The organism is Micromonospora sp. NPDC005203 (genome assembly GCF_042872705.1).
Lineage (GTDB): Bacteria > Actinomycetota > Actinomycetes > Mycobacteriales > Micromonosporaceae > Micromonospora.
Window position 1 is genome coordinate 85459 of sequence record NZ_JBIAKV010000012.1, and the last position, 26942, is coordinate 112400.

26 protein-coding genes and 1 riboswitch are annotated in these 26942 nt (G+C 73.0%); of the genes, 19 read left to right on the forward strand and 7 right to left on the reverse strand.

The window, feature by feature from the left end; translation table 11 throughout:
• The first annotated feature begins 27 nt into the window (after positions 1 to 27).
• The 7 genes from ACFYPM_RS24220 to ACFYPM_RS24250 all read left to right on the forward strand — a co-directional run bounded on the left by ACFYPM_RS24220 (position 28) and on the right by ACFYPM_RS24250 (position 7216).
• The gene (locus ACFYPM_RS24220; RefSeq protein ID WP_387200995.1) at positions 28 to 945 is read left to right on the forward strand and encodes a cation diffusion facilitator family transporter; all 918 of its coding nucleotides are present in this window, start codon (positions 28 to 30) and stop codon (positions 943 to 945) included.
• A gap of 111 nt (positions 946 to 1056) precedes the next feature.
• A riboswitch (cyclic di-AMP (ydaO/yuaA leader) is annotated at positions 1057 to 1188 on the forward strand.
• Between the two features lie 5 nt (positions 1189 to 1193).
• Positions 1194 to 2261 (forward strand): coiled-coil domain-containing protein, encoded by a 1068-nt coding sequence (locus ACFYPM_RS24225; RefSeq protein ID WP_387200998.1) that lies wholly within the window; start codon positions 1194 to 1196, stop codon positions 2259 to 2261.
• Positions 2262 to 2570: 309 nt separating this feature from the next.
• Positions 2571 to 3407 (forward strand): alpha/beta fold hydrolase, encoded by an 837-nt coding sequence (locus ACFYPM_RS24230; RefSeq protein WP_387201001.1) that lies wholly within the window; start codon positions 2571 to 2573, stop codon positions 3405 to 3407.
• Complete coding sequence (locus ACFYPM_RS24235) at positions 3400 to 3990, forward strand: TetR/AcrR family transcriptional regulator (protein ID WP_387201004.1); 591 nt, start codon at positions 3400 to 3402, stop codon at positions 3988 to 3990. The genes ACFYPM_RS24230 and ACFYPM_RS24235 overlap by 8 nt, the downstream gene beginning before the upstream one ends.
• A gap of 103 nt (positions 3991 to 4093) precedes the next feature.
• Positions 4094 to 5362 carry a low temperature requirement protein A gene (locus tag ACFYPM_RS24240; RefSeq protein WP_387201007.1) on the forward strand — a complete coding sequence of 423 codons (1269 nt, stop codon included), beginning with the start codon at positions 4094 to 4096 and terminating at the stop codon, positions 5360 to 5362.
• Positions 5363 to 5567: 205 nt separating this feature from the next.
• Positions 5568 to 6257 (forward strand): DUF998 domain-containing protein, encoded by a 690-nt coding sequence (locus tag ACFYPM_RS24245; RefSeq protein ID WP_387201010.1) that lies wholly within the window; start codon positions 5568 to 5570, stop codon positions 6255 to 6257.
• 458 nt (positions 6258 to 6715) lie between these two features.
• Positions 6716 to 7216, forward strand: a complete 501-nt coding sequence (locus ACFYPM_RS24250; RefSeq protein ID WP_387201012.1) for a hypothetical protein — start codon at positions 6716 to 6718, stop codon at positions 7214 to 7216.
• Between the two features lie 131 nt (positions 7217 to 7347).
• On the opposite strand, the gene ACFYPM_RS24255 is transcribed toward ACFYPM_RS24250, so the two are convergent.
• The gene (locus tag ACFYPM_RS24255; protein WP_387201015.1) at positions 7348 to 7815 is read right to left on the reverse strand and encodes an SRPBCC family protein; all 468 of its coding nucleotides are present in this window, start codon (positions 7813 to 7815) and stop codon (positions 7348 to 7350) included.
• 187 nt (positions 7816 to 8002) lie between these two features.
• On the opposite strand from ACFYPM_RS24255, the gene ACFYPM_RS24260 reads away from it, so the two are divergent.
• Complete coding sequence (locus tag ACFYPM_RS24260; protein ID WP_387201018.1) at positions 8003 to 8980, forward strand: 1-phosphofructokinase family hexose kinase; 978 nt, start codon at positions 8003 to 8005, stop codon at positions 8978 to 8980.
• Positions 8977 to 9804: a 5'/3'-nucleotidase SurE gene (gene surE / locus ACFYPM_RS24265; protein WP_387201021.1), complete on the forward strand. Its 828-nt coding sequence runs from the start codon at positions 8977 to 8979 to the stop codon at positions 9802 to 9804. Before ACFYPM_RS24260 ends, surE begins: the two co-directional genes overlap by 4 nt.
• Positions 9805 to 9823: 19 nt before the next feature.
• Here the strand turns inward: surE and ACFYPM_RS24270 are convergent, their stop codons facing one another.
• Positions 9824 to 10186: an STAS domain-containing protein gene (locus ACFYPM_RS24270; protein WP_387201024.1), complete on the reverse strand. Its 363-nt coding sequence runs from the start codon at positions 10184 to 10186 to the stop codon at positions 9824 to 9826.
• A 385-nt stretch (positions 10187 to 10571) separates the two neighbouring features.
• On the opposite strand from ACFYPM_RS24270, the gene ACFYPM_RS24275 reads away from it, so the two are divergent.
• The 5 genes from ACFYPM_RS24275 (at position 10572) to ACFYPM_RS24295 (ending at position 13723) form a co-directional block, all read left to right on the forward strand.
• Positions 10572 to 10712 (forward strand): hypothetical protein, encoded by a 141-nt coding sequence (locus ACFYPM_RS24275; RefSeq protein ID WP_387201027.1) that lies wholly within the window; start codon positions 10572 to 10574, stop codon positions 10710 to 10712.
• A gap of 140 nt (positions 10713 to 10852) precedes the next feature.
• Positions 10853 to 11251, forward strand: a complete 399-nt coding sequence (locus ACFYPM_RS24280) for a hypothetical protein (RefSeq protein WP_387201030.1) — start codon at positions 10853 to 10855, stop codon at positions 11249 to 11251.
• Positions 11252 to 11833: 582 nt separating this feature from the next.
• Positions 11834 to 12520, forward strand: coding sequence for a BON domain-containing protein (locus ACFYPM_RS24285; RefSeq protein WP_387201033.1), 687 nt, complete (start codon positions 11834 to 11836; stop codon positions 12518 to 12520).
• A 160-nt stretch (positions 12521 to 12680) separates the two neighbouring features.
• Positions 12681 to 13178 carry a redoxin domain-containing protein gene (locus ACFYPM_RS24290; RefSeq protein WP_387201036.1) on the forward strand — a complete coding sequence of 166 codons (498 nt, stop codon included), beginning with the start codon at positions 12681 to 12683 and terminating at the stop codon, positions 13176 to 13178.
• Positions 13175 to 13723, forward strand: coding sequence for a DsbA family protein (locus tag ACFYPM_RS24295; RefSeq protein ID WP_387201039.1), 549 nt, complete (start codon positions 13175 to 13177; stop codon positions 13721 to 13723). Before ACFYPM_RS24290 ends, ACFYPM_RS24295 begins: the two co-directional genes overlap by 4 nt.
• A gap of 13 nt (positions 13724 to 13736) precedes the next feature.
• Here ACFYPM_RS24295 and ACFYPM_RS24300 read toward each other — a convergent pair whose 3' ends face one another.
• On the reverse strand, positions 13737 to 16733 hold the full coding sequence (locus tag ACFYPM_RS24300) for a LuxR C-terminal-related transcriptional regulator (RefSeq protein WP_387201042.1): 2997 nt from the start codon (positions 16731 to 16733) through the stop codon (positions 13737 to 13739).
• Between the two features lie 151 nt (positions 16734 to 16884).
• Between ACFYPM_RS24300 and ACFYPM_RS24305 the strand changes: the two genes are divergently transcribed.
• The 5 genes from ACFYPM_RS24305 (at position 16885) to serS (ending at position 22158) form a co-directional block, all read left to right on the forward strand.
• Complete coding sequence (locus ACFYPM_RS24305; RefSeq protein WP_387201317.1) at positions 16885 to 17307, forward strand: hypothetical protein; 423 nt, start codon at positions 16885 to 16887, stop codon at positions 17305 to 17307.
• A complete protein-coding gene (locus ACFYPM_RS24310; protein WP_387201045.1) occupies positions 17304 to 18437 on the forward strand; it encodes an alcohol dehydrogenase catalytic domain-containing protein in 1134 nt (377 codons plus the stop codon). The genes ACFYPM_RS24305 and ACFYPM_RS24310 overlap by 4 nt, the downstream gene beginning before the upstream one ends.
• A gap of 50 nt (positions 18438 to 18487) precedes the next feature.
• A complete protein-coding gene (locus ACFYPM_RS24315) occupies positions 18488 to 19669 on the forward strand; it encodes a saccharopine dehydrogenase family protein (protein ID WP_387201048.1) in 1182 nt (393 codons plus the stop codon).
• Between the two features lie 43 nt (positions 19670 to 19712).
• Positions 19713 to 20777: a MerR family transcriptional regulator gene (locus tag ACFYPM_RS24320; RefSeq protein WP_387201320.1), complete on the forward strand. Its 1065-nt coding sequence runs from the start codon at positions 19713 to 19715 to the stop codon at positions 20775 to 20777.
• Positions 20778 to 20874: 97 nt separating this feature from the next.
• A complete protein-coding gene (gene serS / locus ACFYPM_RS24325) occupies positions 20875 to 22158 on the forward strand; it encodes a serine--tRNA ligase (RefSeq protein WP_387201051.1) in 1284 nt (427 codons plus the stop codon).
• Positions 22159 to 22188: 30 nt separating this feature from the next.
• Here the strand turns inward: serS and ACFYPM_RS24330 are convergent, their stop codons facing one another.
• From ACFYPM_RS24330 to ACFYPM_RS24345, 4 genes are read right to left on the reverse strand one after another with little or no spacing between them, the layout of a single operon-like run.
• Positions 22189 to 23133, reverse strand: coding sequence for a cytochrome c biogenesis CcdA family protein (locus tag ACFYPM_RS24330; RefSeq protein WP_387201054.1), 945 nt, complete (start codon positions 23131 to 23133; stop codon positions 22189 to 22191).
• Positions 23130 to 23786: a redoxin domain-containing protein gene (locus tag ACFYPM_RS24335; RefSeq protein ID WP_387201057.1), complete on the reverse strand. Its 657-nt coding sequence runs from the start codon at positions 23784 to 23786 to the stop codon at positions 23130 to 23132. The genes ACFYPM_RS24330 and ACFYPM_RS24335 overlap by 4 nt, the downstream gene beginning before the upstream one ends.
• Positions 23787 to 23826: 40 nt before the next feature.
• The gene (locus tag ACFYPM_RS24340) at positions 23827 to 25290 is read right to left on the reverse strand and encodes an NADH-ubiquinone oxidoreductase-F iron-sulfur binding region domain-containing protein (RefSeq protein ID WP_387201060.1); all 1464 of its coding nucleotides are present in this window, start codon (positions 25288 to 25290) and stop codon (positions 23827 to 23829) included.
• Positions 25290 to 26939, reverse strand: coding sequence for a hypothetical protein (locus tag ACFYPM_RS24345; RefSeq protein ID WP_387201063.1), 1650 nt, complete (start codon positions 26937 to 26939; stop codon positions 25290 to 25292). Before ACFYPM_RS24345 ends, ACFYPM_RS24340 begins: the two co-directional genes overlap by 1 nt.
• Positions 26940 to 26942: the final 3 nt, after the last annotated feature.

Genomic DNA, 26942 nt, shown 5'->3' on the forward strand with positions numbered 1-26942 from the left:
CCCAACCGGCGGCGGAAGGTGGATCTCGTGGGCGCAGGTCATGACCACCACCATGGGTCGGTCGCCAATGCCGCACACCAGCACAGGGGCCGACTCTGGGCGGCGTTCGGGCTGCTCGCCACCCTGATGGTGGTCGAGGCGGTGGCCGCCCTGCACACCGGCTCACTCGCCCTGCTCTCCGACGCCGGGCACATGTTCACCGACGTGCTCGGCATCGGGATGGCGCTCGCCGCGATCACCGCGACCCGGCGGGCCACCGCCGACCCGCAGCGCACCTTCGGCCTCTACCGACTCGAGGTCCTCGCCGCACTGGCCAACGCCGTTCTGCTCTCCGGCGTCGCGATCTACGTGGTGATCACCGCGATCCGCCGCTTCGGCGACCCGCACGAGGTCGTCGCCGGCCCGATGCTCGTGGTGGCCGTGCTCGGCCTGCTTGCCAACATCGCCGCCTTCGCCCTGCTCCGCGCCGGAGCCCGGGAGAGCATCAACATCCAGGGCGCCTACCTGGAGGTGCTCGGCGACCTGCTGGGCTCACTCGGCGTGATCGGCGCGGCGCTCCTCATCTCCGTCACCGACTGGTGGTGGGCCGACCCACTGGTCGCCGTCGCCATCGGCGTGTTCATCCTGCCGCGCACCTGGCGGCTGGCACGGGCGGCCGTCCGCATCCTCGTGCAGGCCGCCCCGGAACACCTCCAGGTGACCGCCGTGCACGACCGGCTGGCTGCGGTCCCCGGGGTGGTCGAGGTGCACGACCTGCACGTCTGGACGCTCACCTCCGGCATGGACGTGGCCTCCGCGCACCTGACCATGGCACCCGGCGCGGAGGTCGGCGCGGTGCTCACCGCAGCGCGTACCGCCCTGCACGACGACTTCCGGATCGAACACGCGACGTTGCAGATCGAGCCCGGCGCCACCTCCGGAGCCTGCGGCTCGATCGAGTGGTGACACTTTTCTCGTGACGGCGTGCGCACCGTCCGTCACATCAGCTGCAGCGGCCCCACCCGCACCGGTAGGCTCGGTCCCGGCCTCCACCAGGCGGCGCCCTCCAGGCGCCGGTGGCGGTCGCCGCCTAATCGCCCATCCGGGCGAACCGGGGAACCATGTTCCTGGGGTGTATCCGCGTCAGCGGTAGGGATCTTCCGTCCCGAACCCGTCAGCTAACCCGGTCGGCGGCTGACGGAAGGACATGCGCAGTGGCACCAGCACGACCACCCGCCGCCCGACTGGCGGCCCTGATCGTCGCGATGTTCGCCCTCGGCGTCGCGATCCCGGCCGGCACCGCCTCGGCCGCTCCCCCGACAAGCCAGCGGGCCGCCGCCGCACCCGACTCCGACGAGGAGGGCGGCACCCCAACGCTGCGCGCCCAACTCGAGGCCGCCAGCAAGGGCTACCTGGACGCGAAGCGCGCTCTGGACACCTCCGTGCAGCGGCAACAGCAACTCGCCACCCAACTGAAGACCATTGAGGTCGAGCTGGCCCAGCGCGACGGCAAGGTCGGTCAGATCGTCGGCGTGGCGTACCGCACCGGCCGGCTCGGCGCGGTGTCGGCGCTGCTCGACAGCAGCAGCCCGGAGGGCTTCATGGACCGGGCCGCCGCCCTGGAGGCGGTGGCTGCCAACGAGGACCGGGTGCTGCGCGATCTGCTCGCCACCAAGGACCAGGCCAACCGCACCCGGGCCGCCCTGAACGGCGAGATCACCGAACAGCGCAAGCAGGTCGCGGTGATGGCCAAGCGCAAGGACCAGGCCGAACGGGCCCTGACCGTGGCCAACACCCCCAAGCCGCAGCCCACCGCCGACAGCGGCTCCAACCGGGGCACCTCCACCGCCAACGCGAAGGCGGCACCCCGCAACTCCGACGGCTCCTGGCCGTCCGAGTCGTGCAGCGTCAACGACCCCACCCCCGCCACCGGCTGCATCACCCCGCGCACCCTGCACGCGCTCAACCAGGCCAAGGCCGCCGGCTTCACCCGGTACGTCTCCTGTCACCGCCCCAGCGGCTCCGGTGAACACCCGAAGGGCCGGGCCTGCGACTTCGCCGCCCAGGCGAGCGGCTTCGGCGGCAACGCCACCGGCGGCGACAAGACGTACGGCAACAACCTGGCCGCGTACTTCATCCGCAACGCCGACCGGCTCGCCGTGCTGTACGTGATCTGGTATCGGCAGATCTGGCTGCCCAGCAGCGGGTGGAAGTCGTACAGCGGCGCGAGCGGGACCCCGTCCACCGACCACACCAACCACGTACACCTGTCGGTCTACTGACCCCACCGGGACGGTCCTGGTCGGTGGCTCACCTGAGTCTCCACTCAGTATGCCCCGATCAGAGGAATGCATCGCTCTCTTGATGAAGGGTGTCGTCGCGGCCCCTCGGCTGGTCGATGTTGCAGGTGCTACACATCTCGTGCTTCCGGATCGGGATGTGGTTCGGCACGTCGATCCGGTCGAGGGGCACGTTCGCGAGTGCCGTGCCGGTCGGCCGGGGGAGGAACCGTCGGGGAAGATCGCTTGACGCATTAAGTTAACGTCATTAACCTCCAGGAAGCGCCGTTAACCAGCCCTGTGGAGGTCGTCATGACCGAGTACTTGAGCATCGCCGGCAACACCCTCGGCTATGAGGTGTCCGGGCGAGGCCCCCTCGTCGTCCTGGCGCACGGTATCGGCGACAGTCGGCACTCCTACCGTTTCCTCGCTCCGGCCCTGGCCGACGCCGGGTACCGGGTCGCCAACGTCGACATCCGCGGCTGCGGCGACTCCAGCCTGGGCTGGGACGGCTACAGCCGCACCGACATCGCGGGTGACCTCGTCGCCGTCGTGCGCCACCTCGGCGGCCCAGCCGTGATCATCGGCCAGTCGATCAGCGGCGGTGCGGCGACCATCGCGGCAGCTACCGCGCCTGGTCTGATCAACGGCGTCATCGAGCTGGCGCCGTTCACCCGGGTACAACCCTTCGATCTCGGCGGGCTGATGCGGGTGAAGCGCTTCCGGACCGGTTACCGCCAGATGGCGCAGGTCATGGTCCTGGGCAGTCTGGCGAGCTGGAAGAAATACCTCGACGCGGCGTACCCGGTCAAGCCCACCGACTGGGCCGCCGAACTGAAGCGGATCGAGGCGAAGCTGACCGAACCCGGCCGGATGAAGGTCCTGCAGGCCATGTGCAAGACCAGCCCGACCGACGCCGGCGCGCAGTTGGCCAATGTCACCTGCCCGGTCCTGGTCATCGAGGGCAGCCTCGACCCCGACTGGGCTGACCCCCGCGCCGAGGGCGAGAGAATCATCGCTGATCTGCCCAGGGGCCTCGGCGAACTCGCCATCATTGAGGGTGCCGGTCACTACCCGCACGTGCAGACACCGGATCAGGTCCTCGCGCTGGCCCGGCCTTTCCTCGACAAGACGCTGGCGAATGCCTAAGGCCCGGCTCAACCCGCAGTCGGTCACTGAGGCCGGCGCCGCCCTGGTCGACGAGATCGGCTTCGAGAACCTCAGCATGGGCCTGCTCGCGGAACGGCTCGGAGTCAAGACCCCCGCGCTCTACAAACACGTCACCAGCCAGGCCGATCTGGCCCACCGCATCGCCATCGTGGCCATGGCCGAGTTCGCTGACGCCATTCGCGACGCCATCCAGGGCCGGGCCGGCAGCGACGCCCTCGCCGCTGGCGCCCAGGCGATGCGGACCTACGTGCGGGAACACCCCGGCCGGTACGCGGCCGGCGATGCTGCTTCCCGCCGGACCGGGCCCGACGACCCGATCATCCCCGCCGTCGAGCGGGTCGTCGCCTCCTGGGCGGCCATGCTGCGCGGCTACCACCTGGACTCCAGCCAGGAGATTCACGCCCTGCGGATGCTCCGCAGCGCCCTGCACGGGTTCTCGACCCTGGAAGCAGCCGGCGGGTTCCAGATCGACGCATCTGTCGACGACAGCTTCACCTGGATGATCGATTTTCTCGACCGCGGTCTGCGCGACATCACTACGAGCAGCGCCCCTGCCAGCTGACGGATCGTCGACGACCCGATCCGACCACCTCATCCCGGAGGACCGACATCAGCATCACCCGGGCATCCACGATCTCCGCGACCCCACCACGCGGTGGCCACTGATGGTGAACATCGACGCAGAGCCCAAAGACACCAGGATCGAGCGGCACGCGAGCTGGGCCGAGCTGTTCTTCGACCTCGTGGCGGTGGCCGGTGTGGCCGCGCTGGCACACGTGCTCGGGCCTGAACTGGACGCCGCGGCGCTCGGTCTCTACGCCCTGCTGTTCCTGGCGCTGTGGCTGGCCTGGACGACGTTCATGCTGTACGGCAACGTCGCCGCCGGCCAGACTCGCGTGCTGCGGCTGATGGTCGGCATGTTCGGCCTCGGGACCATGGCCGCGTCCGTGCCAGGCGTGGCGCACACTGTGCTCGGGCACGGGGGCGACCTCCGTCCGCTCAACGTCTTCGCGGTCGCATACATCGCCACGCGTGTCTACGGGTCCAAGTCGTGGCAACGCGGCGCAGTACTGCTGGACTTCCCGGTGGTGCAGTATTCGGCAGGACTGCTGCCCTGGTTCGCGTCGCTCTGGGTCGACGAACCTTGGAAGCTCGTGCTCTGGGCCGCCGGAGTCGGCCTCGACCTGCTGTTGATCGTGGTCCTGTCCGGCAGCAGGATCCTTCAGCGGGTCCAGTCGTACCTCACCGCGCCAGAACGTACTCGGCGTCGGCCACGATCAGGAGTCCGCCCCGACGGCACGGGATCGGCCATCCACGGGGTGTCGGTCGATCCGGCCCACCTCGCCGAGCGGCTGGGCCTCTTCGTGATCATCGTGCTGGGCGAATCGGTGGTGCAGGTCGTCGCCGCCGCAAGCGAGACGAGGTACGACCTCGGCCTGCTGGCCACCGCAATCGCGTCCTTCACTCTGCTGGCCGGCATGTTCGGCCTGTCCGTCGTCTTCGGATACGCCGGCCTGCCGCACCTACGCGCCGGCCGGATCCCCACCCGGGCCGCCCTCGGCCTGCACTGCCTGGTCACCGGCGTCGTCGCCACCATCGCCGTACCGCTCTCTCTGGTAGTCAGGCACGGCTCCGACCCGCTGCCTGACCAAGGTCGCTGGCTGCTGTGCGGCGCGGTTGCGGCCTACTTCACCCTCGGCGTGGTCACCGGCGTCGCCAGCCACAGCTCCGACCTGCCGAGGACGATCTCACGGGTCACCACAGGCATCGCGGCACCGCTCCTGCTTGGCCTGCTCGCCACCGCCGTCAGTGGCCGAGTGCTCGTGGTCTACCTGGCTTTGATAGTGCTCGCCCACCTCTGGTTTGAACGACGACTGACGCCGATCCAGACCTCTCCCACCGATGAAGCGCCCGACCGCGCGGGCGGCTCATGAACCCTTCCAATGAACCAGCCGTCACGCCTGAACTGCCCGTACCGGCGCAACCCGATCATGGGCGGGTCGGCTCGTCGGGTCGTGGGCACACGCCCTCACCCGCGGCATCCGCCACCGCCAAAACCGCCGTTACTCGCCCTCCGAACACACCCCTCCCTTCAGAGGTGACCGCCAATCGGTCGCCGAGACGGACATGGAGCATTTCATGAACAAGATCCGCCCCTTCGCCGCTGCCACCTTCCTCCTGGGCCCGGCGATCTATCTCGCCGCCGAAGCAATCGCGGCCGCGGCATGGGAATCGCCTAGCTACAGCTACGCCGACAACTGGATCAGCGACCTCGGATCCGCAACGGCCGGGGTGTTCCAAGGCCGCGAACTCAACTCGCCGCTGCACGTCGTCATGAACACCGGATTCATCGTCCAGGGCCTCCTCTTCGGGATCGCCACGGTGCTGCTCTCCCGGACGATCAGCGGGCGGTCCCGTTTCACCGCCGTGACGGGGGTCGTGACCATGATCGGCTACATCCTTGTCGGAACCTTCCACGGTTCCCTGCAGGCGCAGCAGAACGGCACGCTTCCCCTGCACTTCACCGGAGCAACGCTGGCGATCGTCGGCGGGAACGTGCTTGCCCTCGTCCTGGGCATCCACTGGCGAAAGGCCCCCGAGACGCGGCTGATCGGCCTCGTCAGCGTCGTCCTCGGAGCATTCGGCCTGGTCTCCGTAGTCGCTCTCTTCCTCACCTTCGATGCCGGCCTGCCCTCGGGTGCGATCGAACGCGGCTCCGTCTACACCATCGTCATCTGGCAATTCGCCGTGGCCATCGCTCTCCTGCGCGGCCGGGCCAACTCTGGCGCACCCCGCGTCGCCGCTACCGGCACATCCAGCAGCAACTGACCTGCCGGCCCACAAACCCCGATCAACGACCAGAAACGAGCCCCAGGTCCGAAACCCCAACCCCTCCGGTGAATCGACTCCGGTGTCCCGACGCGTAGTCCTACCGGCAGGGTCGTTGTTGTGGTTGTCCGGACCGACGCCTCGTACCGCCCTGGTCCGGGACGCGCAGGAATACCGCCTCGCCCGAACCACACCGGTTCCGGCCGCGACGCAGCAGGTGTCGCCTCGTCGGTGTGGAGCAGGTTCGCGGGCAGTGACCGCAGTCATGCCTCGACTACAGAGAGAGTCTGTTTGCGACTACGGAGAAGTCCGGCCCGAGGAGTGATCGACCACCCGGCCCGACTCCGTCAAATGATCGTGGGTGATGGTGTCGCCGGCCCGGGGTACGTCGCCGGGCGTACCCCGGATGTCGTCGGCGGTCGGACGACCCGGCGCGGGTCGGCGGGCAGCATCGCGGTATGCGTCGGATCCCACCCACCGCCCGGAAAGGGCTCCTCACCCTGCACCTGGTCACCTCGCTCGGCTGGCTCGGCGCCGACCTGGTGCTCCTCACCCTCGGCATCGCCGTGCAGCGGGGCGCCGACCCGGCGATGGTCTACCCGGTCACGGCGCTGGTCGGCACGGCGCTGTTCGCGCCGCTGAGCGTCCTGGTCTGGCTGATCGGGGTCGCCAGCGCGCTACTCACCCCGTGGGGGCTGTGGCGTTATCGCTGGGTGCTGGCCAAGCTCGTGCTCACCACGGTGATGGTCGGGCTGGTGTTGTTCCTGCTCACGCCGAATCTGCGGCATGCCGGTGCGGTGGGCGCCGCCCTCCCCGCCCGCGACCGCGTCGACCTGGTCATCGCGCCGGCGGTGTCGACGACCTTGATGATCATCGCGACGGTGCTGTCCACGTACAAGCCGTGGGGCCGACGTCCCGCCGCCCGACCCGCCCTGGCAGGCCACGGTCGCAACCCGTGACCGCGCCACCACGAGCAGGAAAATCGCGCCGATCTTGTACATTCTGTCGCCGATTTAGGCGGTAATGCCCTCTAATGTCGAGGCAGGAAATGCAAGATCGCGTGCACGATCATGAGGCGGAGCGTGGGGGGTCAGGGTGGGGGTGGTGGGTCACCGGCGCGGTCGAGGGCCGGGCCGAGGCGGGCGGCGAGGGCGAGGTGAGCGGCGCGCGCCTGCCGGAACGCGTACCGGAACAGCGGCGTCGGCGCGGTCAGGGTGATCTCGACGTCGATCCGGACCAGACCCTCCGGCTCGGCGTGCAGTCGAGTGTGGTTACGCACCGTGGTGGCGGGCCACTGCCGGGCCACCATGACGATCTCGTCGTGCTCGCTGATCAGCACGTCCGCGTGGTACGTCGTGCGGAAGCGTAGTGGGCCAGCCACCAGCCTGTCGTTGATCGTGTAGCTGGCCTGGGCGCCGGGTCGGGGCGGCAGTTGGCGGACCTGGACGATCAGCGGATGCAGCTCGCCCTGTCGGGTCAGGTCGCTGAGCATCGCCGCCGCGTCGGCCAGTGCGCACCGGGCCTGGACGGTGTAGCTGAAGGTATCGCTGCTGAGCACTCGTCTCCCACCGTCGTGTGTCGCACGATCGTCCCGTACCGATGTCTGCCTGGCAACGCCCGCCGGCCGCCGGTGCCCGGACGAACCGCGCCGATGGGACGCCCCGCCGCCAGGTGTCGCATTAGGGTCGGTTGATGAGGAATCACCCAACCGTGCAGGAGGGCGGCATCATGAGTGGCGACGACGGATGAGCGGGCACGTGATGGTCTTCGCGCCCACCCCGCAGCTCACGGTCACCGTGGACCAGCCGAACGACCACCCCGAGCTGCATCTGCACCCCGGCGGGCAGGGCGTCTGGCAGGCGCGGATGGCCATGTCGCTCGGTGTCGACGTGGTGCTCTGCGCCGCCCTCGGCGGCGAGATCGGTCAGGTGCTGGAGCCGCTCCTGGTCAGTGAGGGCGTGGACCTGAAGGTGGTGGTCCGTGACTCCGGCAGCGGCGGGTACGTGCACGACCGCCGGGACGGCTCGCGGCAGGAGATCGCCGACATACCGGGGCAGCCGTTGAGCCGACACGAGTTGGACGAGCTGTACAACCTGGCCCTCGGCGAGGGCCTGCGGGCCGCGGTGAGCGTCCTCAGCGGGCCGAACGAGCCGTGGCTGGTCCCGGCCGATCTGTACCGGCGCTTCGCCGCCGACCTCGCCGCCAACGGCGGCCGGGTGGTGGTCGACCTCTCCGGCGACCACCTCGGCGCGGTGTTGGAGAGCGGCGTGTTCTTCCTGAAGGTGAGTCACGAGGAGTTGATCCGCGACGGCCGCGCCCGCAGCGACGACAGCCTGGAGCTGACCCGGGCCATCTACGAACTGCACGCCGCCGGCGCCGAGACGGTGGTGGTGAGCCGGGCCGACCAGCCGGCGTTGGCGCTCATCGACGGGGAGTTGTTCGAGGTCGAGATGCCCCGGTTGGAGGCCGCCGATCCGCGCGGTGCGGGCGACTCGATGACCGCCGGGGTGGCCGCCGTCGTGGCCCGGGGAGGGGACATCCGGACCGCCATCCGCACCGGCGCCGCCGCCGGCGCGATGAACGTGACCCGGCACGGTCTGGGCACCGGACGACTGGACTCGATCACCGGCCTGGTCGACCGGGTCCGGCTGGTGCCGGCGGACAGCCGACCCCAGGAGCGGACCACCCCGGACGAGTTTGCCGGCCGGGTGGTCGAACGATGACGCTGCGGGTGCTGATCACCAACGACGACGGAATTGCCGCGCCCGGCATTCAGGCACTGGCCTGGGCGGCGGCACAGCGGGGCCTGGACGTGGTGGTCGCCGCGCCGTTGGAGGAGGCGAGCGGGACCAGCGCCGCGATGAGCGCCGTGGAGCGCGACGGGAGGGTCGTCGTGAACGACCATCCGCTGCCGGACCTGGCCAGCGTGCCGGCGTACGGGGTGGGTGGCTCCCCCGGCTTCATCACCCTGATCGCGCTGCACGGCGCATTCGGCCCACCGCCGTCGGTGGTGCTCTCCGGGATCAACCGGGGTGCCAACGCGGGGCGGGCGGTGCTGCACTCCGGAACGGTGGGAGCCGCCTTCACCGCCGCCACGAACGGTTGCCGGGCGATGGCGGTCTCCCTCGACGTGCTGTCCGCGGGCGAGGCGACGGCAGCCAGCGGTGGTGCCGCGGTGGACGCCGCCGCCCGGGTACGCGACGCCGAGCGGCACTGGAGCACCGCCGCGCGGGTCGCCCTGGACCTGCTCCCCCGGTTGACCTCCGGGCCGATGGAGAGCGTGCTGAACGTGAACGCCCCGGATCTGCCGCACGGGCGGCTGCGCGGGGTGCGACGCGGCACGCTGGCCAGCTTCGGTCAGGTGCAGATGACAGTGGCCGAATCCGGCCACGGCTTCGTGCGTACCTCACTGGAGGAGCCGGGGCAGGCCGCGCAGCCCGGCACTGATGTGGCGTTGCTGGCCGCCGGGTACGCGTCGGTGACGGCCATCCGAGCAGTCACCGAGGCGACTGACATCGACCTGACCGGACTGGACGACCACCCCTGACTGTGCTGTCTGGTGGCGCTCAGGCGCCGGGCAGCACCTCGCGGGTGGCGGCACCGGCGAAGTAGGGCTCTGGGGCACCGAACAGGCCGAGCAGACCGGTCACCCAGAGCTGCCGGTGCACGAACCGGCTCGGCTCGGTGACCACCAGCTTGACGTTGCTGACCTCGGCCGTCTGGAAGCCGGCAACCATGGCGCTGATGCCGACGGAGTCGATGAAGGTGACAAGCCTCATGTTCAGCTCAATGCGGAGCGGCCGACCCTTGGCCAGCACCTCCGCGATCGCCTCGCGCACCTCGTACGCTGTGTCGACGTCGATCTCACCCCGCGGGGCGATCTCCACGACTCCACCGGACAGAACCGACTTCACGATCGACAGGCTCACGCGAGCACCTCCACCCGCCCGTCCCCCGGGCGCCTCATCAGTACGCGGGCCGCGACCGAGAGTATTCCTCTGACAGCCTCGGTCGCCACCCCTCGGGATGAGCAATTCACGGATCCGGCCCCACAAAGGCACCCATATCCGCACTTTTGAGTATCTGATTGCTCAAGACTTTTGGTTATTTGACCTCCGACGACCGGTCGCGACCGATGCGCCGCGGACCACGGTAGCCGGCCGGACCCGACGCGCCCGACAACCGACCCCCGACCGACGGCCCGCCCCGTGCCACCGGCGTGTCGCGCGCGGACACCCGCCCGACCCGGGTCCACCAGTTGCCGACGCCACCTAGCATCGGGCCGGGACACCCCCCATACGGAGAGGACCTTCGATGATCAAACGACTTGCCGGTCTGGCCGGCGTCGGCGTTCTGCTCGCTCTCGTACTGGCCTGCGGTTTCGGCGGTGGAGGCGACGATGACGACGATGACGACGACTTCGCCCGTGGCGTCGCCGTGGTGGTGGTGCGCTGAGTCGCGGCGGCGGGCCGGAGCCGGCCGGGTTTGCGCTCGGGCGACCCTGGGCACTGGCGGGGTAGGCGAACCGTGACGCGCTGAACAGACGCCGAAGTCCGAAGTGGCCGGCGGCTTCGGCACCCGAGGAGGTAACCACGATGTTCGGAACCAACGTGCTGGACCGCCGCAGCAAGCCGGAGCGGATTGCGGACCATGCCTGGGAGCAGCTGCTTTCCGCCGTGAATTCGGCCGGAGACAGCGTGCGGGACAGCGCCCGCTCGGCCCGTCGCAACAGCGGCGACATCGCCGACGGTGCGGGTGACCTGGTGGGCTCCGCCGCCGAGGAGGCGCGACGCCGGGCCTCGCTGGCCTTCGACGCGCTCGCCGGTCGACAGCCGGCTCTGCCGTGGACGTTGCTGATCGGCGCCGCGCTTGTCGGCGCCGCCGTCGGCTGGGCCGTCGGCTCCGCCGCGCGGGCCGCCGGCAGCCGGGACGCCCACGCGGTGGACGACGTGGAGTTCGTCGACGTGGACCGACCCAACTCACCGGCGGTCTGACCGACAGGTCCAGCAGCACCAGCACGGACCCCGCTCACCCCTGGTCGGGCGGGGTCCGTCGTCGTGCCGCCGGCCGGTGCCGTACCCGATCTGAAGTTGTGGGCCGGCCCGCCGGGCGCCGGACCCCTCAGGCAGCCCGGCGGACCGGTGTTCGGGCGCGGGCCGGCGGGTGCGGACCCACCACGACGGCGGTGGCCAGCACGGAGCGGACCAGGCCCGCGAGACGTGCGGGTATCGGTGGCTTGCTCGCGGATCGAGACCGGGGGACGGAGTCGATCCGCTGGGGACGTCGTGGCCCGGGGGACGAGCACGACGACGGGGACGAGGTGGAGTTGCCCTGACTTCCACCACCCGACGCGACGGCTCCCGCGATCGAGGACTGCGATTACGGTAACCGAAAGGCGCTCGCTTTGGAAGCGCTCCCAAACATCTGCCTTTGAACGCCCGGTGGCACCCGGAGCTGCGACTCCTCACCCACCCTGGGTGAGGACGGTTCACCCGGGCCGGCGGCAGGCTCGGACCCAGGCGGACCTCCGGCCGCAGCCGCCACCGGTCCGCCACCCACGCAGGGAGGAGGCCCAGATGGCGATCGCGGAGATCGACCGCACCGACCAGGACATCCAGTCCGCCGTACTCGACGAGCTGACCTGGGAACCAAGGGTGCAGCCGCACGAGATCGGTGTGACCGTCGCCGAGGGCGTCGTCACGCTGACCGGCCGGGTGGACAGCTACGCCAAGAAGTGGGCCGCCGAACGGGCCACCCACCGGGTCGCCCGGGTCCGGGCGGTCGCCAACGACCTGGCCGTGCAGCTGGCCGACGCCGCCGAACGCACCGACCCCGACCTGGCCGCCGCGGCCAGCCACGCGCTGGAATGGGACGCGTTCGTACCCGTCGAGAAGCTCCAGGTCACCGTCTCGGCCGGCTGGGTGACGCTGCACGGCGACGTCGAGTGGGAATACCAGCGCCGCGCCGCAGAGCGGGCGGTGGGACGCCTCACCGGCGTACGAGGGCTGAGCAACGGCATCACCGTACGGCCCGCCGCCGCACCGGACGGCCGACAGCTCGCCGATCGGATCGTCGACGCCCTCGCCCGAGCCGGAGCGACCGAGGCCGAACGGATCAGCGTACGGGTGCACGGCGACACCGCGGTGCTCGCCGGGTTGGTGCACTCCATGCCCGAACGGGCCGAGGTCGAGCAGGTGGCCTGGTCCGCCCCGGGCATCCGGGAGGTGCAGAACCACATCGCGGTCGCCCCGGTGCTGCACTGAGCGAGCGCGGGCGAGCGCCCGGCTGGCACTGAGCGAGCGCGGGCGAGCGCCCGGCTGGCACTGAGCGAGCGCGGGCGAGCGCCCGGCTGGCACTGAGCGAGCGCGAAACCACCCGGGGTGGGTGAGCCGGACTCACCCACCCCGGGAGCAGGCTGGGGGCATGAGTGATCCGAACGGGCTGATCCAGCCGGGGCGTTCCGCGCCCGGTTTCACCCTGCCGGCCACCCCGGACGGTGCCCTGACCGGGCCCGAGCAGTTCCGCGGACGACCGGTCGTGCTCGCCTTCTATCCGGCCGACTGGAGCCCGGTGTGCGGCGACCAGATGTCGCTCTACCAGTCGGCGGCACCCGTCTTCGCGCAGTACCGGGCGGTGGTGCTCGGCATCTCGGTCGACAGCATCTGGTCACACCGGGCGTTCGCCGAGAGCCGGGGCATCGAGTTCCCGCTGCTTGCCGACTTCGAGCCGAAGGGCGAGGTGGCCGGCCGCTACGGCGCGTACAACTCGCAGGGTGAGGCGGACCGCGCACTCGTGGTGCTCGACCCGGCCGGGCAGGTGACCTGGAGCTTCGTCTCGCCGCCCGACGTCAACCCGGGCGCCGACGGCATCTTCGACGCGCTCGACCAACTCGCCGCCGATCGGAAGGTGACGACCGGATGACCACGCCACTTCAGGTGACCGCCCGACTCCGGGACCCGGTCACCACCGAGGACCACATCCGGGGGCCGGCCGACGCGGCGGTGACCATCGTCGAGTACGGCGACTTCCAGTGCCAGTTCTGCGGTGCGGCCTACCCGAACCTGCACGAGTTGCTGCGGCAGCGGGCCGACACCGTCCGGCTGGTCTACCGCTACTTCCCCATCGCCAACGTGCACCCGTACGCCGAACGCGCCGCCGAGACGGCCGAGGCCGCCGCGGTCCGGGGCCGGTTCTGGGAGATGCACGACTGGCTCTACGAGCACCAGGACCAACTCGACCCGGTGCACCTCTCGCTCGGTGTGGAGCAGGTCGGACTGCCGCCGGACGAGCTGAACGCCGAGGTGGAGAACCGGGCGCACGCGGACCGGGTGCGCCGGGACTTCGTGGGCGGCATCCGCAGCGGGGTGAACGGCACCCCCACCCTGTTCGTCAACGGCGTCCGCCACGAGGGCGGGTACGACCTGCCCGATCTGCTGGCGGCCGTGGACGCGGCGGGCGACGCCTGACCTGTCGGCCCGCTCAGATCAGCCGCAACTCGCGCGCCCGCCGGACCGCCTCGCGCCGGCGGGTCGCGTCGAGTTTGCGGTAGATGTTGCGAACGTGGGTCTTCACCGTGTTGACCGACAGGGACAACTCGCTGGCGATCTCCACGTTGGACAGGATGCTCTGCAGGTAGCGCAGGATGGTCAGCTCCCGCTCGGTGAGCGGCTCGTCGAGCGTGCCCCTCGGCTCGGCGGCCGGCCGGGCGGCGCTCGGCCCGGCCCCGCGTACCAGGTCACCGACCAGGGTGAAGTGGGCGGTCCCCGCGTCCAGGTGCGCGGCCAGCAGGTCGCGCACCGGCGGTCCGGCCTGAGTGAAGACGCGGCGACAACCCTGCGGCCCGGCCAGGTCGAGCACCTGCTCCAGGAGCCGACCGGCCCGACGCCCGTCCCCGGCGCGACCGGCCAGCACCGCGTCCAGCAGGCCCGCGTCCAGGCGTACCGGCAGAGGCCAGGCGGTGGCCGCCGGCGCCTGCCAGGCCGGCAGCCCGCGGCCGGCGGCAGCGGCGTCGCCGGCCAGCAGTTCCACCTTCGCCGACGCCACCGCGAGCACCGGGTCGGTGTCCGCGCCGACCAGCAGGTCGCGGGCGGCGTCCAGGTCGCCCCGCTCGGCGCGCAGTTCGGCCTCGGCGGCCCGCAGCAGGCTGGTCAACTCGGCCGCGGACGGCTGGTCGACGAGCGCCTCCCGGGCCTGGACGAGCAGTCGCTGGCCGGCCGCCGGGTCGCCGGAGTCGCGGCGCAGGTGCGCCCGGCACAGCGCGGCCACCGCCGTGGCCACGGGCTCGCCACGGACGGCGGCGAGCCGGCCGCCGCCCGCGTCCCCCGCGCAGCCGTCGACCAGGCCGCCGGCGACGCCGAGCGCCGGGCCGGCGAGATTGAGGTTCGCGGTGGCCTCGTCGGGCTGGTCGCGCAGCAGCGCCACCTGGGCCAACGCCAGATACGCGTAGGCGCAGTCGAGTCGACAGGACCAGCCCCGACAGGGCGGCATGCCCAGCGCTTCCCGGGCCGCCCGCTCGGCCGCCCGCAGTTCACCGCGTACGGCGAGCAGCAGCGCGGCACGACTGGCACCGACCAGCTCGGTGCGTGGCCGTCCCGCCTCCCGAGCGGCCGCCCGGGCCCGGACGAACCGGGCGGTCGGCAGCCCACCGCCGGCCAGCTCGACCAGCCCCAGGGCAGTGCCGGTGAACGCCCGCAGGTCGGCGTCGTCGGCGGCGCCGCTTCCGCCGGCCGTCAACGTCGCGCCGCCCGCCAACCCGGAACCGCCTGGCGACCCGGCGTCGCCCGCCAACCCGGAACCGCCTGGCGACCCGGCACCGCCCGTCGGCGCGGCACCGCCCGTCGGCGCGGCACCGCCCGTCGGCGCGGCACCGCCCGTCGGCGCGGCACCGCCCGTCGGCGCGGGGTCCGGCAGGCGGGTCGGTGTGGCGCCCGGCGGGCGGGTCCGCAGCAGCCGGGCGGCGGCGGCCCGCACCTCCACCGGGTCGTCGGCGAGCCGGGCCACCGTCAACTCCAGCGCGGTGACCAGCCGCAGGAACCGTTGCCGGCGAGGCACCGGCAGGTCCGGGGCGTGCCCGGCGGCGGCACGCAGGTGACCGGTGGCGGCCGGGAGGTCGCCGGCGTACGCGCGTTCGGCGGCGTAGGCGAGGGCCACCTCCGGGTCGGCCCGGATCACCTCCACCGGCGGGGCGCCCGGCGCCGGAGCGTGCACCGGTTCACTGTCGTACCGGGTCAGCTCCGGCCAGTGCGCGACGAACAGGTCGCCGGCCAGGTCCCACCGGCCGGCCGTCAGCGCGTGCCGCAGCGCGTCGGCTGGCCGCCCGTCGCCCGCATACCAGTCGGCCGCCCGCACGTGCAGATCGCGCAACTCCGGGCCGGGCAGCCGGGCCAGATCGGCGCGGAGCAGGTCGGCGAGCAGCGGATCGCAGCGGTACCAGGGCGGTCGGGTGTCCTCCCGGTGCAGCAGGCCACCCGTCCCGGCCAGGTCGGCAAGCGCCTGCCCGGCGTCGGCGCGGCCGGTCAGCGCCGCGGCCAGGTCGGCGCAGACGCTCTCGACGACGGCGGTCCGGCGCAGCAGATCCTCCTCGGCCGCGTCGAGCGTCGCCAGCACCTCCTCACGCAGGTAGCCGGCGATCTCCGTTTGGTCGCCCCCGAACTGCCCCACCCAGCGCCCCGGGTCGGGCTGCCCGCGTACCGCCAGGGCGGCGATGCGCAGCGCGGCCGGCCAGCCCCCGGTGCGTTCGCGCAACTGGCGCACGTCGGCCGCCGGCAGGGTCGCGCCGTGCGCGGTGAGCAGGTCGGCCACCTCGTCGTCGGTGAACGCCAGCTCGTCCGGGCCGATCTCGGTCAGCTCGCCCGCGAGGCGGAGCCGGTGCAGGGGCAGGTGCAGCCCGGCCCGTGCCCCGATCACCAGGCGCAGCCGCTGCCCGGCGTGCCGCAGCAGGAACTCCACGCCGCGCAGCGCTGCCGGGTCGGCGACCCGGTGCAGGTCGTCCAGGATCAGCAGCACCGGCCGGTCCGCGGCGGCGAGGGTGGCGGCCAACAGTTCCAGTTGGTCGGGGCGGGGCGGCCGGTCGGGCACCGGACCGTCCTCCGCCGAGCCGGTCGCGGTCCGCAACGCCGCCGCGAGGTACGCCCAGAGCCGATCGGCGTCGTCGCCGACCTCCACCGACACCCAGGCCGAGACCGGGCTGTCCTCGGGCGACAGCGAGAGGTCACCAGAGTCGGGTACGACCGCGCCCGGCTCGACGTCGGGCATCCCACCGTCGAGCCGCGCCCAGGTGGCGAGCAGTGTGGTCTTGCCCCAGCCGGCGGGTGCGGCGACGACGGTGACGGGTCCGGCAGCGCCCTCGTCCAGCCGGCGCAGCAGCCGAGGCCGGGCCAGCACCGGCTCCGGTGGCACGGCCGGGGTCAGCCGGGAGGCCAACAGCGGTGGCTCCGCGGCGGTGTCGATGCGTAAGCGACTCTGCTGTTCTGGCACCCTGCTCCACCCCCACCACGCGCTCCGCCCCCGGTCGGCGAGCGGTTACCCGGCGCGGGGCGGTTCACCCCTTCCGGGCGAGCACGCTTCACCCGAGCGCGACCGACGATCGGGGGACGTGGACGGGGAGGACGTGGAACCGGTGGGAGCGATGGGACGGCTGGTGCGGGCGGGCCTCGGTGGCGTGGCGCTGCGCCGGCTGCGCGTACCCCGGTGGGGCCGCCGGATCGGCGCGGACCGCGACCCGGTCACCTCGCTCCGGTGGGAGGTGGTGACCGTCGACCGGCCGCCCGAGCAGGTGCTTCCGGCCGGTCGGTGGCCGGAGCCCTTGCGCCGCCTGGACGGCGCGGTCGAGGTGCGGGTGCGCCCCGCGCCCGGCGATCGGGGCACCGAGCTGGCCGCCCGACCGGTGGCCGGTGCCAGCCCGCCGGTCGGGCTGGCCGCGCACCTGGTCGGCGACGACCCACATCTGCTGGTCCGCCGGGTCCTTCGCCAGATCAAGCAGCGGGTGGAGACCGGCGAGGTGCTGCGCGCCGACCGGTCCGCGCTCGACCGCCCCGAGGTCCGCGGGTGAGGGCGCTGTGCTGGGTGGGCACCGGTGAGGTGGCGGTACGCGAGGTGCCCGACCCGGAGCTGCGCAACGAGCGGGACGTCATCGTCCGGGTCCGCCGCAGCGCCACCTCCGGCGGGGACCTGCCGCTGCTGGCCGGCCGGAACCCGCTGCTGCGGCCCGGTGACGTGCTCGGGGCGGAGTTCCTGGGCGAGGTGGTCGAGGTCGGTCCCGGCGTGCGCCGGCACCGCAGCGGCGATCGGGTGGTCGTCGGCGCGAGCGTCGCCTGCGGCGGCTGCTGGTACTGCCGCCACGGCCTGCACTCCTGCTGCGACAACGCCCATGCCGACCCGGCGAGCGCCGACCCCGGCTGGGAACGCGCGGACGCCGGCTGCTTCGGCCGTCCCCGGGCGGCGGGCGGATTCGCGGGCGGTCACGCCGAGTACGTGCGGGTGCCGTACGCCGACGTGGGCGCCTTCCGGGTGCCGGACGCGGTCGACGACGACCGGGCGGTGTTCGCCGCCGACGCGGCGCCGACCGGGTGGCTGGCCGCCGAGTTGGGCGCCGTGCGTCCCGGTGACGTGGTGGCGATCTGGGGTGCCGGAGCGGTGGGCCAGTTGACCGCTCGGGCGGCGGTGCTGCGCGGGGCCGCCCGGGTGCTGGTCGTCGACCGGCACGAGGAGCGGTTACGGATGGCCGAGCGGCACGTCGGCGCGGAGCCGCTTGACTACCGTCGCACCGACGTCGCGGCGGAGTTGCGCGAGCGCAGCGGTGGGCGGGGGCCGGACGTCTGCGTGGTGGCCGTCGGCACGCCGCCGCCCGGGCGGCTCGGTGGCCATGCCGACCGGCCGGACGCGACACGCGAGGCCGTGCGCGCGTGCCGCAAGGGCGGTGTGGTGGTGCTGCTGGGCGGGACGGACGGGTTCCTCGACGCGTTCGGCCTGGGCGCGGTGACCGAGCGACGGCTGACGCTGCGCGGGGCCGGTCGGCCGGACCTGCGGGACGTGCCGATGCTGCTGGACCGGATGGCCCGCGGCGAGCTGCGCACCGAACACCTGGCCACCCACCGGTTGCCGTTGGCGCACGGCCCCGAGGGGTACGCGCTGTTCCGGGACCGGGCCGACGGCTGTGTACGAGCCGTGTTCACACCCTGACGCCCTCCTCGTGCGCTGCCGTCGGGGACGGCGAATGGCACACTCTGGGCATGGCTGGGGAGCGGACGTACGACGTGGTGTTGTTCGGGGCGACCGGGTTCACCGGTGGCCTGACCGCCGACTACCTGGCCCGACACGCCCCGGCCGGACTGCGCTGGGCGCTGGCCGGCCGCAACCCGGACCGCCTCGCCGCCGTGCGGGACCGGCTCGCCGCGGTCGACCCGAACCTGGCCGACCTGCCGCTGCTCACGGCCGACGTGACCGACGCCGACTCGCTGCGGGCCGTGGCGGAGAGTGCCCGGGTGGTGGCCAGCACGGTCGGCCCGTACGTCCACCACGGCGAGCCGCTGGTCGCGGCGTGCGCGGCGGCCGGCACCGACTACCTGGACATCACCGGCGAGTCGGAGTTCGTCGACCTGATGTACGTGCGCCACCACGCCGAGGCGACCCGCACCGGCGCGCGGTTGGTGCACGCCTGCGGGTTCGACTCCATCCCGCACGACCTGGGCGTCTGGTTCACGCTCAAGCAACTGCCCGCCGACGCTCCCATCACCGTGGACGGTTACGTCCGCGCCGGTGGCCGGTTCTCCGCCGGCACCTACCATTCGGCGCTCACCGCGTTCTCCCGTACCGGGCAGGCCGGCCAGGCCGCCCGGGAGCGCCGGGCGGTCGAGCCGCACCCCACCGACCGCCGGGTCCGCGCGGTGCCCGGCCGGCTGGCCCGCTCCGCCGAGCTGGGCATCTGGACCGTGCCGCTGCCGACCATCGACCCGCAGGTGGTCCGCCGGTCGGCGGCGGCCCGACCGGAATACGGCCCGGACTTCCGGTACCGGCACTTCGCCGCCGTGAAGCGGCTGCCCACCGTGCTGGCCGGCGCGGTCGGGCTCGGCGCCCTGGTCGGGCTGGTGAAGCTGCCGCCCAGCCGACGGTGGCTGCTCGGCCGGCTCGCCTCCGGGCAGGGACCCACGCCCGAGCAACGGGCGGCGTCCTGGTTCCGGGTCCGGTTCGTCGGCACCGGCGGCGGGCAGCGGGTGGTCACCGAGGTGGCCGGCGGCGACCCGGGATACGACGAGACGGCGAAGATGCTCGCCGAGTCGGCGCTCTGCCTGGCGCTCGACGAGCTGCCGCCGACCGCCGGCCAGCTCACCCCGGTCGCCGCGATGGGTGACGCGCTGCTGGAGCGGCTGATCCGGGCCGGGCTCACCTTCCGGGTGCTGAAGCCCTCGGCTTGACCCTCGACCGGGTCGAGGGGGCAGGATGCCCGACGTGAGTGACCTGCACAGCATCGGCGAGCTGGCCCGGGCCAGCGGCCTGACCGTCAGCGCGCTGCGCTTCTACGACTCGGCGGGGGTGCTGGAGCCGGCTCTGGTGGACCCGGTGACCGGCTACCGCTGGTACACCGACGAGCAGATCAGGCCGGCCCGGTTGGTGGCCGGGCTGCGCCGGATCGGCATGCCGGTCCCGGAGATCGCCGCCGCGGTCCGCGCCGAGCCGGCGGCCGTGCACCAGCTGCTCGACACGCACCTGCGCCGGCTGGCCGACGGGCTCACCGACGCCCGCCGTGAGGCCGCCCGACTCCGCGCGCTTGTCGACCCGGCCCAGCCGGCCACCACCACGCTGCTGCTCTCTCCCACCGACCTGGCCGCCGCGCTCGACGCGGTGCGCTTCGCCGTCGGCGTCGACCCGGAGCTGCCGATGCTCTCCGGCGTCCTGCTGGACGTGGAGCCCGACGGCGTCCGGCTCGTCGCCACCGACCGGTACCGGCTCGCGCTCGCCCGCGCCACGGCCGACGTCGACGGCCCCCCGGCGCGGGTGTTCGTCCCGGTGGCCCTCGTCGATGAGCTCCGGCCGCTGCTCGACGCCACCGGCGGCGGACCGGTGTGGCTGACCGTGGCCAGCGCGGAGCTGCGGGTGCTGGTGGCCGGACGGACGTTGACCGGCACCGCCCTGCCGTACGACTTCCCGGACTACCGCAGGCTGCTGCGCAAGGCCGTCGGCGACCGGCCCACCGCGCGCCGGGTCCCGGTGGACGTGGCGGCGTTGCGCGCCGCGCTGGCCGACCCGGCGGCCCCCACGGTCGCCCGCGACCACGACGGCACGACCCGGGCGGTCACCGTGCTCGGCGTCGACGACCAGGGCGCGCTGCGGCTGCTGCCCGCGGCCGAGCTGGGCACCGACGCGCTGCGGGTGGGGGTGGACGGCGGCTACCTGCTGGACGCGTTGACCGCGGCCGGAGCGGCGCAACTCGTGCTGGAGCTGGACGGACCGATCGCCCCGCTGGCCGTGCGCCGCACGGACGACGCGGACACCTATTCGGTGTTGATGCCGATCCGGCTCTGAGTCGGTGGCCCGCACTCCCCGTTCCGGGAGGAAAAGCCCGCGACGGTAGCATCTGGTGGTTCACCTGTGAACCCCGGACGGAGGCGTACGGAGCAGCATGCTCGACATGGAGTTGATCCGGAAGGATCGCGAGGCGGTGGCGACCGCGCTGGCGAAGCGTCTGGATCCCGCCGAGGTCACTCGGGCGCTGGACGAGATCCAGCGGCTCGACCAGGAACGCCGCGCTCTGATCACGGAGATCGATGCCGAGCGGCAACGCCGCAAGGCGGAGGCCCGGGCGTACGCGCAGGCGAAGCGGGCCGGCGAGGAGCCGCAGGCCGCCGCGCCGGAGGCCGAGCGTCGACAGCTCTCCGAGCTGGAGTCCCAGCTGGACGAGGTGCAGTCGCGGCTGCGTACGACGATGAGTGAGCTGCCCAACCTGCCGGCCGACGACGTGGTGGCCGGTGGCAAGGAAGCCAACCAGGTCGTGAAGACCTTCGGCGAGCCGCCGGTGATCGACAAGGTCCGCGACCACGTCGAGTTGAGCCGCGCGCTGGGCCTGGTCGACTACGAGCGTGGGGTCAAGCTCGGCGGCTCCGGCTTCTGGATCTACACGGGCATCGGCGCCCGGCTGGAGTGGGCGCTGCTCAACTACTTCATCGACCAGCACGTCCGGGCCGGCTACGAGTTCCTACTCCCGCCGCACCTGCTGCTCGACTCGGCCGGCTTCGCCGCCGGGCAGTTCCCGAAGTTCTACGACGACGTCTACCACCTCGACGCCGAGTCCGCCCCGCGCGGGCAGTTCCTGCTGCCCACCTCGGAGACGGCGATCCTCGGCGCGTACCAGGACGAGATCCTGGAGACCCCGAAGCTGCCGCTGAAGGCCTTCGCGTACACCCCGTGCTACCGGCGGGAGTCGGCCGGCTCGCACTCCGACGAGCGCGGCACGGTGCGCGGGCACCAGTTCAACAAGGTGGAGATCTTCCAGTTCACCCTGCCGGAGCAGGCCGACGCGGCCCTGGAGGAGATGCTCGCCCACGCGGAGAGCCTGGTCGAGGGCTTGGGCCTGCACTACCAGCGCACGCTGCTCTCGGCCGGCGACGCCAGCGCGTCGATGAAGAAGACCCTCGACATCGAGGTGTGGATGCCGAGCACCGGCAAGTACAAGGAGGTGTCGTCGGTCTCCTGGGCCGGTGACTACCAGGCTCGGCGGGCGGCCATCCGCTACCGCGAGCCGGGCGGCAAGCAGACGCGCTTCGTGCACACCCTCAACGGCTCGGCCCTGGCCACGAGCCGGCTCTTCCCGGCCATCCTGGAGCAGAACCAGCAGCCCGACGGCAGCGTCCTGATCCCCAAGGTCCTCCAAGACCGCCTGGGCACCGACCGCCTAACCCCGAGCTAACCCCAACCCCACCCCCCGCCCGGACCCCGCTCACCTCGCCGATCTTGCAGTTTCTGTCGCCGAAACGTGGTGTTCCGCGGTTTTTGTCGCGACAGAAACCGCAAGATCGCGGGGGTGGGGGCGGCGGGGGCGGGGGTGGGGGCGGCGGGGGTGGGGGCGGCGGGCCAGGGTGGCCAGCAGCAGGAGCGTGGCCAGGGTGGCCAGCAGCGGCGCTGGGCCGACGGCGTCAAGTGCATCGGCCAGGGTGCGCTGGACCTCGGCGGCCACCCGGATCACCGGGTCCCGCAGGGCGTCGCGGCGGCCGGCGGACAGACGTAGCTCGTACCAGCCGTACCAGGCGACGTACCCGCCGGCGAGCAGCAGCACCAGCCCGCTGAGGCGGGGCACCAGCGCGCCGGCGACGCGCAGCCGGGCCACCAGCCCGTCGCGCAGCAGCGCCACAGCGAGCGCGGCGACCGCGACCACCAGGCCCATCCCGAGGGCGTACGCGCCGAACAGCGCCAACCCCTGACCGGTCGAGCCGGCCTGGAGGCTGGTCACCACGATGGCCAGGAACGGCGCGATGGCGCAGCCGAGCGACGCCAGCGCGTACGCCGCGCCGAACAGCGCCATCGACGGCCACGTGCGGGTGAGCCGGGGCGCCCGGGCCGACCAGCCGGGGGCGGGCAGCCGGCGGCCGGCGAGCAGCCAGCAGCCGGCCGTCACCAGCAGCACGCCGAGCACCACGGTCAGCCACGGCAGCCGGGGCCGCAGCCAGCCGGCCAGCGGCGCGAGCGCCAGGCCGAACGCCCCGAACACCAGCACGTACCCCAGGGTCAGCCCGGCCGCCGCGGTGAGCGCGCGGCCGACCGCGCCGCGGGCGTCCGACGCCCCGGCGACCAACAGCGAGAGGTACGCGGGCAGCAACGCGAAGCCGCACGGGTTGACCGCGCCGAGCATGCCGGCGGTCAGCGCGAGCAGCAGTGCCGCGGTCACGCCCCGGCCAGGGCCGCGACCCGGGCGGCGAGCGCCTCACCGTCCAGGAAGCCCTGGTGGACGACCCGGCCGTTCCGGTTGATGATCACGAAGATGCTCTGCTCGGTCACCCTGAACCGCTTCCAGAGCGCGCCCTTGCGGTCCTCGATCTGCGGCGTCCCGGCGAGGTCGAACTCGGTGACGAACTCCTTCATCGCGCGTTGCTCGCCGAGGCCGGCGACGCCGACGATCGGCACGGTTTCCCGGTAGCGGGGCGCGATCTCGGCGACCGTCCAGGCCTGGCTGGCGCAGGTGGCGCACCACGGCGCCCAGAACCACAACACCACGGGCCGACCGGCGAGCTGCGCCGCGTCGAACGCCGCGCCGGTGAGGGTGGTCCCGGTGAAGCGCAGGATGTCCGGGACCGCTGCCGGGGCCGTACTCGGCGATCCGCCGGGGGTGGCGGTGCCGGCGGCTCCCGGCGCGGTGGCTCCCGGCGTGGTGGCTCCCGGCGCGGTGGCGGTGGTGGCCGGCGCGGCGACCGCGGCGGGCGGGGCGGCCGTACCGGTGCAGGAGGCCACGCCGAGCAGTGCGGCGGCCAGCGCCACGGCGGCGCCGGCCCCCCGGGCCACACCAACCCGGCACCGTCGCCCCCGAGCGTGCCAGCTGCGCATCCGTGTCTCCGTTCGACAGTTGTCCGGGAGGTGCCCTCTCCTACTCGGCCTTGGCGAGGCGGAGAGCCAGCTCGGGGCACACCTTGACCGCCTTCAACGCGCCCTCCCGCAGCCAGGTCGGCACGGGGGTGGGCGGGAAGGCGGGATATCCGTTCGCGTCGAGCCGGATGAAGTCCGGTACGACGTGCGCGCACAGGCCGTGCCCGTCGCAGCGCGACCAGTCCAGGGTGAGCTTCTGCGGGTTCGCGTCGGGTGCGCCGGGCAGCCCCATGACACCCTTGACGCGCCGGCCACAGCCGTCACCGGTGCTGTGCAGCCGCAGGTCCTCGGCGAAGACCTCGATCGCGGAGAGCGCGAACCGGGCGGTGCCGTCCGGGTGACTGCACGCGCCCCGACCCTTCACCTCGCCGGCGGCGGCCCGCACCACCTCGGCCGGCTGACTGCCGGCCACCGCCAGGTCCACTGCGCGGGCCAGGTCCGGCAGGCCCATCCGGCACGGTCCGCACTGGCCGGCGGACTCCCCGGCGAGGTAGCGCACCACCTGGGCGGTCTCACCGAGTGGGCAGGTGTCGACGCCGAGCGGGATGATGATGCCCGCGCCGAGCGTGCCGCCGACCGCCGCCAGCCCCTTGCGGGACACCTCGGCCGTGTCCGCCGCCTCCGGCGTGATCCACTTGCCGTGGTAGCCGCCCATCAGGATGCCCTGAATCTCCGGCACCTCGCACAGGTCGAGAACGTCGCGCAGCGGCATGCCGGCGGTGCACTCCACCACGGCCGGTCGGCCCGCCGCGCCGGTCACGGTGAGCAGCACGGTCCCCGGCTCGTCGTCGGTGCCGAGGGCCGCGTACTCGTAGGGGCCGAGGCGGGCGCCGACGGCCAGCTGCGCGTACGTCTCGGCGTTGGACAGCAGGGTGGGCAGGCCGCTGACCCCGGAGTCGCTGGATCGCTTCTTGGTGCCGGGCGGGATGTGCGGCAGCCCGTTGATCCCGTTGACGAGCGCGCCGCCCTCGCCGGAGATGAACCGGTGCGGCACGGTGACGATCGTGGTCAGCACCGGCATCCGGCGCTCTTCGAGGGCCTCCATCAGCGAGTCCCGACCGACCCCGTCGTCGGCGACACCGATCACGATCTCGTCGGCGTCCAGCGCGTACGCGGCGAGCGCCGCGCCGTCCAGGATCAGGTGCGGGGCGCGGGTGAGCAGCACCTTGTCCTTCCAGCTGGCCGGCTCCCCCTCGCTGGCGTTGACGACCACGACGGCGGCGAGGTCCTGCCGTTCGCAGGACTCCAGGACGGCGCGCAGCTTGCGGGCGAACGGGAAACCGGCCCCGCCCTTGCCGTTGAGCTGCATGCCCTCGGCGAGCCGGAGCAGTTGCGCCGGTTCCATCGGGCCGACCGGCCCGTGCACCTCCTCGTGCGCGGCCAGGTCGAGCCGGCCGTACTCGGCGAAGCCGGCGGTGAGCCGGGGCTCGCCCACGCAGGCGACCGGTGGCACCGCGGTGCGCATCACTTCGCCTCACCCCGCAGCCCGGCCCAGTACGCCCCGTCCACCGCGTCCGCGCTGGCCTTGCGGCGCTTGGCGGACCGGCCCTCGCCGGCTGCCCGCCGAGCGCGCCGGGACGCCAGGTCGACAAGGGTCGGGGTGTCGTCGACGGGCGGTGCGACCTCGTCCGGCACGTACCGGGCCGGCGGACGCCAGTAGTCCGGCTCCTCCGGCACGTCGTCCTCGACGCTGTGTCGGCCGCTGCCGCTGCGCGGCGTCGCCGAGATGGGGCTGGCCGAGATCGGGCCGGCGGAAATCGGCTCGACGGAGACCGGGGAGGCAGAGATCGGCTCGGCGGCCTGCCACCGGCGCGGGCTGTCCCACGGCTCCTCCGGCTCGACTGTCGGCCGTGGCGGTGCCGAGTACCGGGTGCCGTCGTCCTCGTCGCGGGACCGGCGGCTGGACCGTTCGGCGGCCGGCTCCTCGACGCGTCGCCGTCCGGTCGGCACCGCCTCGTCCCGGGTCCGCGAGCCGCGCCGCCGGGTCACCGGCTCGACCTCCTCGTCGTCGCGCCCACGGGTGACGGTCTCCTCGACGCTGCGCCGCGACCGGCGGGTCGCGGGCTCCACCTCGTCCCGCCGGCCGCGCGAGGGCCGTTCGGTGTCGCGGCCGGCCGCCGGCTCGTCCACCCGCCGCCGGCGGCTGGGCCGGGTCGACTCGACGAGGGAACCAGGTTCGGGCACCACCGGGACGGTGAACCGGTCCGGGTCGCGACGCGCGGCCGGCGCGGCCCAGGTGGCGGTGGTGGTATCCGCCCAGCCCGGACGCTTGTCCGCGTCGGCGTTCTTGCGGCGGGTCAGCCCGGCCAGCAGCGATCGACCCCGGTCCGCCTCGCCGGCCCGACCCGCCAGCACGGCGTTACGCACCGCGGCCTGGTGCTGTTCGCGGCTGCGCCGACCGATGGTGACCGAGAGCCGGACCAGCAGGGCCAGCACCACCAGCAGGATGCAGCCCAGGTAGCTGAGCACCACCCAGGAGCTCGCGGCCCGACCGGCGTTGAGGCCGTGCAACACGGCGAACGGCCAGGCCAGGTACGCGGTGGAGTGCAGCGTGCGCCACAGCCACTTGGGACCGACGCCGGCGAAGCGGGCCCGGATGATGCCGGTCCAGATCACGCTGACCATCAGCAGGGCGGCCACGGTGCCGAGCCCGACGTAGAGCCCTCGGCCGCCGACGAACGGCACCAGCGCGTCGGTCGCGGCGGCCCGCCCAGTGGCGATCTTGGTGAGGACGTGGAAACCGAGCCCGGCCACGCCCAGTACGCCGGTGGCCCGGTGCGCCGACTGCATCAGTACCCGGTGCGAGATGCGCAGCACCAGCCGGTCGGTGGCGAGCAGCCCGAGCATCACGGTGAGGCTCAACGTCACCAGGGAGATCACCCCGGCGAAGAACTCGGTGAAGAAGAAGCCGTACGCGTACGCCTTCTGTCCGGCGCCCGTCAGCATGACCGCCGCCCACAGGGCGGCGAGCACCGACGCGATCAGCATGGTGGCCGCCGACCTGGACGGTGCGCGTACCCCCCGACTGCTGGCGCTGGTCCGGACGGTGGCCGCCTTCTGGTTCTGCTGTGCCCGGGCCATGTGCTCCTCGATCGTCTCGCGGCGGCGTACCACCGG